The following is a 7,441-nucleotide window of genomic DNA, read 5'->3' on the forward strand; positions in this document are numbered from 1 at the left end:
AACGGTATTGGCAGCACAGAAAAAGCATTGTGCGCATCAAGCCACGAGCGTTGCCCCTTACCCCAACGAAAGGTAAAAAAATCCGTAAATATCTTTTTGTGGACAATAACGCCTGTGATAATAGCAATCAACATCATCATAGAAGCTATACCGACGATAATTCTGGCCCATATCACACTCATATAATGCAAATCAAAATGCATACGATAAAAGAAGTGACCGCCTACGGTATCTCTTGGTGTATATGCCATTTGGGTTTGCGTATCAAACTGATATTTTAGCCTTTTGTCATCTGTAGTCACATTAATATGTAGACGTTGAGCAATATTATCGCCATTAATATCTTTAGCAATAAACCAGTTTTTGGCATGGGCTTGGGTTTGCTGTAAGTGAGCGATTGCCATAGCAAAACCATCTGACTTATCTTCTAGATTTGTCACATTTTGGTTGTGCGTAAATGTTGAAGACGTGAATGGCGTTTGCTGAGAGCGTGCCGGAATTTCAGGTTGCATCCATGCTGTCAGCTCATTATTAAAATAACTGACCGTGCCCATCAGAAAAATGGTAAACAGCAACCAACCTAATAACAGGCCAAACCAAGTATGGACGTCAGATAAAATGACTCGATAGCCCTTCACTTTAGTTTTACCCTTTGTCTGAATATTACTCATTGTGGCAGTTTGGGTCTTAGTAGAGTCTGAGGGCATAATAACAGCCTGATGGTAAGAAAAATCTAAATAGCGACATAATCAATCACCCCTAATATCCCTGCAATACCGACGATCAGTGTCCATGCCAGCCATAAACGACGCAAAGAAAATACTAAGACAAGGATGAGCGCACATACGACAACGCTAGCAATTTGACCCCAATAGATGGCAGAAATCTCATCTATAGGTAAGGTCAAAAACGTCAAACTCGTAAGCACCGCGATGCCATAGCTACCAATAATCGCTAAAAAAATACGACTGAGGACTTTAAACTCAGGTAGATAAAAACCATGACTGCTACGGCGCTTACTCATGTGACTGCCTGCGTATGAAAGTGAAAGGTCATGATCGGCATAAAAGTGAAAAGCGAAAGATTAAAAGCGATAGGTTAATCTGCCGACTACATTCAAAGGCTCACCGTAAGTCAATCCACTAAAAGTGCTGCCCGCAAGATACTTTTGATTGAACAAATTATTCACATTAACCTGCGCTTCAAGATTGTCGTTAAAGCTATATCTTGCCATGATATTGGCAAGCGTCACGTCATCTTGACCGTACTTTTCAGATTGTTTCGTCACAGGGTTTTTGACAATACCATAGTATCCATTTGACCAGTCAACGCCGCCGCCAATAGTTAAATTAGGAATGATATGATCAAGATTATAAGTGGCAAACAGATTCAGCGTGGTATCAGCAAAGCCAGTATTGATGGTTTTGCCCTTGTTGTCTTCAGCATTAAAATGCGTATAACCAACACTCGCTTGTAGTTGGTCGCTGATTTGACCAGACACTTGTACTTCTACGCCCTGACTGGTGGCACCTTTTGCTCCGTAGTAGGCTTTTTCCAGATCGGTGCCGGGTATTATTTGACCGCCATCGAGTTGAGCAAGGTTGTCCTGCTCGATTCTGAAAATACTCACTTGGCTTTGTAATGTGCCATTATCTGACTCACTTTTTAGACCGATTTCATAGTTTTTACCTTCGATAGGATCGAGGAATTTACCGTTTATATCACGCTGAGTTTGAGGTTTGAAGATATCACTGTAGCTGGTATAAAGACTGTGATTGTCATTAACCGCATAGGTAATCCCTGCGTATGGTGTCCAGATGTGTTTGGCTTCCGTGTTGACGTTACGGCCATACTGCACACCTGAGCGTTCAAAATCAGACACACGCGCTCCCAAAATCACGGCTAAAGGATCCGATAATTTGAGCTGAGTTGCTGCAAAAATGGCTTTTTCTTTGGTTGTGACATCAGAGCTGCGATTGCGCGCTCCCCATTCTGGTTCAGGATAACTGCCATCCCAGTCAGAAAAATCTGGGAGCGGCAACATACCATCAGGCGGTGACTTATAAGTGAAAGTATCAAGATCACTTTTGCTATAGGAGCCGCCTACGATGAGCTTATGCGTTTTTCCCAACGCATCAAAGTTACCGGTTAACTTGCTTTTAACATTGAACTGGTTGCGTTCGGTATCGGCATGAAATGGGTTTAGGTTAAAAATCAGTCCGGTATCAGGATTCACGACTTGGTCGCCATTGGCATACATATAAAGCAGCTTTGGACTACTACTGTCACTCTCGTTATAGCTGGCATTGGTGGTCAAGTTCCAATCGGCATTAAAATCATGGTCAATATCTGCAAAGTAATAGGTATTATCAGAATCCCAGTTTGTCCAATCTGCGCTGCCATTTTTACTGGTATCCCAATCCGCTTTTGACCCATCACTTAGATAGTTTGGCAAGCCGCCCCACATGGTTGATTTTGATTTATTGTGTTGACGGCTAGCACCCACACTGACCGTGGTGCTGTCGCCCACGTCCGCATCTACTGTGGCATAAAGCAGACTTTGACCCAATTCTTGACGGTCGATAAAGGTATCACCATCTTGATAGCTAGCCACCACTCGGCCTCGTACCGCGCCACTTTCTACTAAAGATTGACTACGATCAACACTGAGACCATATTGCCCATAACGATCAACATTGGCGGATAGCTCTGTTTTTGGAACGCTACTATCAGCCCGTTTACGTATTAAGTTAACATTGGCAGAAGGGTCGCCTGAGCCGCTCATCAAACCAGTCGCGCCGCGTACGGTTTCAACATGGTCAAACATCGCGGTATTGGCAGAGTATTCGCCCATGGCAGCTTGCTGGACAAAATCGGTATTTAAGCCGTCAATTTGGAAGCTATTGATAGCAAAGCCTCTTGATGAAAGACCATTACGCGCGCCATCAACGCCACTTACTTGGATAGCAGGCGTGCGTTTAAGCACATCTATTAGGGTGGTTGAGTTTTGATCTTTGATTTGCTGATTAGTAACCACACTGACCGCTTGCGGGGTTTCTTTGGCCGACAAGCCCATACCGGTGGCGCTACTGGTGACAGGGATTGTATAGCTGTCAGTATTTTCCGTGACCTGTTTGTTCGTTTCTGCCATGACCACGATAGTTGGTAGCGTGGTACTTGGTTCTGACCTATTGTCGCCACGATTGATTTCAATGCCATTGTCATTGATTGGTTGTTGCTGTGATACTTCAGCATGGATCATAGATGAGCTTACTGCCAACGAAGCAATGGCTGAAAGGTGCATGGTTCGCTTAACGCTCCAACTTAAAGGGTTAGATTTATGCTGTTTTCTACTTTGTGTAATCATAAAGGTATCTCAATGAAAGTGAGGAGAATTTAAGGGAAGGCAGTTATTCAAGACAATAGTGCTTACTAATACATGTTAGCTTTGTAGAGCATCATGAGAAATGAGCTATTTATTAATAGTCTTGTTGAATAAATATATGGTTTGTTACGTTAGAGTTTGTACATGATAAAGATAATAATAATGATTGTCAATACAGTATTGAAATATTTTTGATACAGTGAAGGTCTACGTCATGAGATAGCACTACTTTTTTGTTAGCAAACACTATAGATAAAAATAGCACAGCAAAAAAAAGGCCACTTTTTAAAAGTGGCCTCAATTAAGCACAGTATCTGTTAAACCTTAACTATTGCCTACCTAAATTTAATCGTATCGTTTATTTCAACAGCTTCTGCATAAAGTGGGTTCGAGAAATTACTAAAAAATCCAATAACGCAATAGCCACAATGATAATAATTGCAGCTGGGAATATAATAGCCACCACAAGCAAGGGAATGGCAAACGGCCACCATATAGAAAAACTTTGACCACGTGCTGGTGGATTTAGTCCAGTGATTTCGTTGGTATTACGAGGACGACGTTGCCACCACATGACATAACCGCTCACACAAATTGCAATCACAGATAAGCAAAACAGCACATTGGCTAACACGCTCCATAATCCTAGCGTTCCCATATGAATAGCCGCACCCGCTGCCATAAATTTGCCGAAAGCATTGTAATCCTCAAAGCGGATATCAGCCAATATCTTCCCCGAATAGCGGTCGATATGCACCGTACGGTCAGCCGTTGGACTTTTCATATCGTAGCTCATAGAATCTTGGCTAATCGTCCACACTCCTGTCTCGCCTTGTGGTAGATTCAGCTGATAACGTCCTGCAAAGCCAATCTCACGCGCAAACCTATCTACCGTATCAATCATAATAGGGATATTGGACGCGATACCGTTCTCACCTTTGGTTGTCCCTGACAGCGGCATTGGCGTCAGTTCTAGCACCCAAGGTACCTCTTTGGTACTGCCCGTATTTAATACACGACCATGAGTTGCTGCAGGCGTTGCTGCTGCTCCATGAATGTGCGGCGCGGCATCGGCATTATCCATATCCATACCTGCATGATGCTGACTGTGGTCAATCGAAAGTGGCATGGGCGCGGCGCCCCATTTACCAGCGGGAAATTGACTCCAAGCCTGTACGATTCGCTCGCCCCAAATACCTGCCCAAGCCATTCCTGAAATGCAGAAAAATAATAATACAATGGATATCCAAGTGCCTAAGGTTGCGTGAATTGTACGAAAAAATGATCGCTTTTTCTTTAGGTTCGCATCATTAGCGAACAACATGGCTTTGACAGACTTACGTTTTTGCCACCACAAGTACCAACCCGTTAAAATCATCAAAATAGTTAATGAGGCGGTGGCTTCCTGAATAAAGTCACCAACCTTCCCTAATAGCAAGTCGCCATGGATGCTATCAAGAGTATTGTACAAGCCCGAATTAGTGGGCGTACTTTTAACAATATCAGCGGTATACGGATTTACCGCAACCATATTGTCATGCCCATCTGATATCACTTGAAACAAGGCCACTATCTCGGTATCACGAGGTGCGATATATTTAATCAGCGTGCTATTTGGTAAGGTTTTGAGGGCGTTTTTTGCTTGGTTGGCAATTGGGGCTTGAACCATAGACTGTGGAGGGGAAACCGTTAGACGGTCATTATCTCGGCCTGTTGTATTGGACATAAGCAGCATGCCAAGTCCTGTACCCGCTAAAATAATCAAAAAAGGGGCAATAAACATGCCTGCATAAAAATGCCATCTCCATACTGTAAAATAGCGTTGATTGTTAGGGGATTGACGTGTGTCTCTACTCATAAATATGACCTTTACCCATCTTTGGCTGCTCAATTAACGTCTATCAACGCATTGACAATAGTAATATAAAATAGCTGATTGTTAGATTCGACCTAAAATACTTTCAAGACGATAACGTGATTCTAAGGATGGCAGCATCATACAAGAAAACTCCTTAAAACACTGCGAATTATAGGAAAAAATTGGCCTTATATGAGGTTATTTTTAACTTTTTATTATTAATGATTTTGTCCCATTCATGCTTTATTTGTCCTTTATAAGAACCGCCAATGACTGCCTCTAATGCTTGTATAAACACTCTTATTGTAATTTATTAATGATAACAATAATCATTAGTGTTATCATTATTTCCGTATTGAACATTCATATCTTTTAACTCAAGACCCTCAACTACTTCTATCTGAAAGGAAATACGATGTCGTCTCTTTTACGTTCCGAATCTGCCCGAAAAAAACAATTAAAAATGGCAGTCAGGATTGGCTTATTAATGAGTATTAGCCATGCTGCATACGCTGAAGAAACGGCAAATAATATTGAAGATGTCCAAAACAAAGATGAGAATGTTGCTACGGTTAATCCGACCCCAGCGACGACCTTAGATACTATTACTGTTTATGCCGATAGCTACCGCAGTACAGGCACCAAAACTGCATTAGACCCTAACGATGCTCCAATGAGCTATAGCAGAATCAATCAAGAACTATTACAAAAACGTCAAGCAGATAGCGTTAATGCGGCGTTACGTTATGAGCCCGGCGTGAGTGCTGAGAGCCGCGGTACAGTATCTATTTTTGATGAATACAACATTCGCGGTTTTAAGACTTACTCCAATTTTTATGATGGATTACGCCTCCCCTATGACGGCGCTTGGAATTTGATGCCGCAAGTAGACATTTATGCGACTGAAGCGGTAGAAATATTAAAAGGCCCAGCATCCTCACTTTATGGCTACGCGGCTCCAGGTGGCATGGTCAATCAGGTCGCCAAAACGCCAAAAAGCACTCAAGAGTCTGAAGTACAGGTGCGCCTTGGCAATCAAAACCTCAAAGAAGTGGCAGTCGATACGACCGGCCCTATCTCAGATACGCTCAATTATCGCTTGGTGGCATTAAAACGTAAAAAAGATGGACAGATGCAGACCACAGAAGAAGAACGCACTTTAATTAATCCGTCACTTGAATGGCGACCGACAGAAGATGTCTCCGTTCTTGCCAATCTTTTTTATCAAGACGATCCCGAGATGGTGCCTTCCACTCCGCTGCCGGCTGCTGGGACAGTCTACAATGCCAGCTATGGCAAGCTAGATAGTGATGCCTACGCAGGTGACGAGTGGAATCATTTTAGCAAAGAAGTACTGATGCCAAGTGTGACTGTCAACTGGGCTATCAATGACAAATTAACCTTCAAGAATATCCTACGCTATACCGATGCCGAAGCGCAGCAGCGTAATATGTATAATCAAGAAGGGTTTATCACGGGTAGCGATAATATTTTAAATCGTGTGGCCTATACCACCGATGAAAAGATGAACAACTGGACCACAGACAATCAGCTGGCTTATCAGTTAGATACTGCCAACACCTCGCACAATTTATTATTCGGTGTGGAGTATCAAGAAACGGACAGTAGCGCTACATATTATGATGCTGGCGCAGATGGCACCCCAAACCTTGATTTGTCCAATCCCGATTTTTCGCAAATCAATGCTGGCACTTTGCCATTAGATATTTATCGACAGAAACAAGACATCGAACAAAACCAGCTAGGATTTTATGTACAAGATGAGATGCAGTGGCAAGATTTAACGGTAGTAGCAGGCTTACGTCACGACAATTTTGACAGTACCACTGAGCAAACCGACGCCTCTAAAGGTGCTGTTTATAGTAACAAGACGATTGATAACAGCGCATCAAAAACCAGTGGTCGCCTTGCTGCCATTTATGACTTTGATAATGGCTTCTCTCCTTATGCCAGCTACTCACAATCGTTTCAGCCTGTTGTCGGTAGCAACTTCGTTACTAACAAGGCATTTGAGCCCACCACCGCTGACCAATTAGAGGCTGGTATCAAATATCTGTCCCCAGATCGCGCCACACAAGGAACGTTGGCGGTGTTTGATATTACGCAAAAAAACGTCGTGGTGGCTGATGAAATCAATTACAGAAGTCAAACCCAAACGGGTGAAATTACCTCTAAAG

Annotated in this window: 5 protein-coding genes; 1 reads left to right on the forward strand and 4 read right to left on the reverse strand. The window is 42.8% G+C overall.

The features are described 5' to 3' along the window. From EI161_RS12620 to EI161_RS12635, 4 genes are all read right to left on the reverse strand, one after another. The coding region (locus EI161_RS12620; RefSeq protein WP_192529698.1) for a PepSY-associated TM helix domain-containing protein at positions 1-707 on the reverse strand (707 nt) is incomplete at its 3' end. Between the two features lie 26 nt (positions 708-733). After that, positions 734-1,024, reverse strand: a complete 291-nt coding sequence (locus EI161_RS12625) for a hypothetical protein (RefSeq protein WP_192520477.1) — start codon at positions 1,022-1,024, stop codon at positions 734-736. 60 nt (positions 1,025-1,084) lie between these two features. After that, positions 1,085-3,367 carry a TonB-dependent siderophore receptor gene (locus EI161_RS12630; protein WP_192529699.1) on the reverse strand — a complete coding sequence of 761 codons (2,283 nt, stop codon included), beginning with the start codon at positions 3,365-3,367 and terminating at the stop codon, positions 1,085-1,087. 376 nt (positions 3,368-3,743) lie between these two features. After that, the gene (locus EI161_RS12635) at positions 3,744-5,243 is read right to left on the reverse strand and encodes a PepSY-associated TM helix domain-containing protein (RefSeq protein ID WP_192529700.1); all 1,500 of its coding nucleotides are present in this window, start codon (positions 5,241-5,243) and stop codon (positions 3,744-3,746) included. Positions 5,244-5,658: 415 nt separating this feature from the next. On the opposite strand from EI161_RS12635, the gene EI161_RS12640 reads away from it, so the two are divergent. Then, positions 5,659-7,441: TonB-dependent siderophore receptor (locus EI161_RS12640; RefSeq protein ID WP_192529701.1), on the forward strand; the 1,783-nt coding region annotated here is incomplete at its 3' end.

The organism is Psychrobacter sp. FME5 (genome assembly GCF_014861375.1).
Taxonomy (GTDB): Bacteria; Pseudomonadota; Gammaproteobacteria; order Pseudomonadales; family Moraxellaceae; genus Psychrobacter.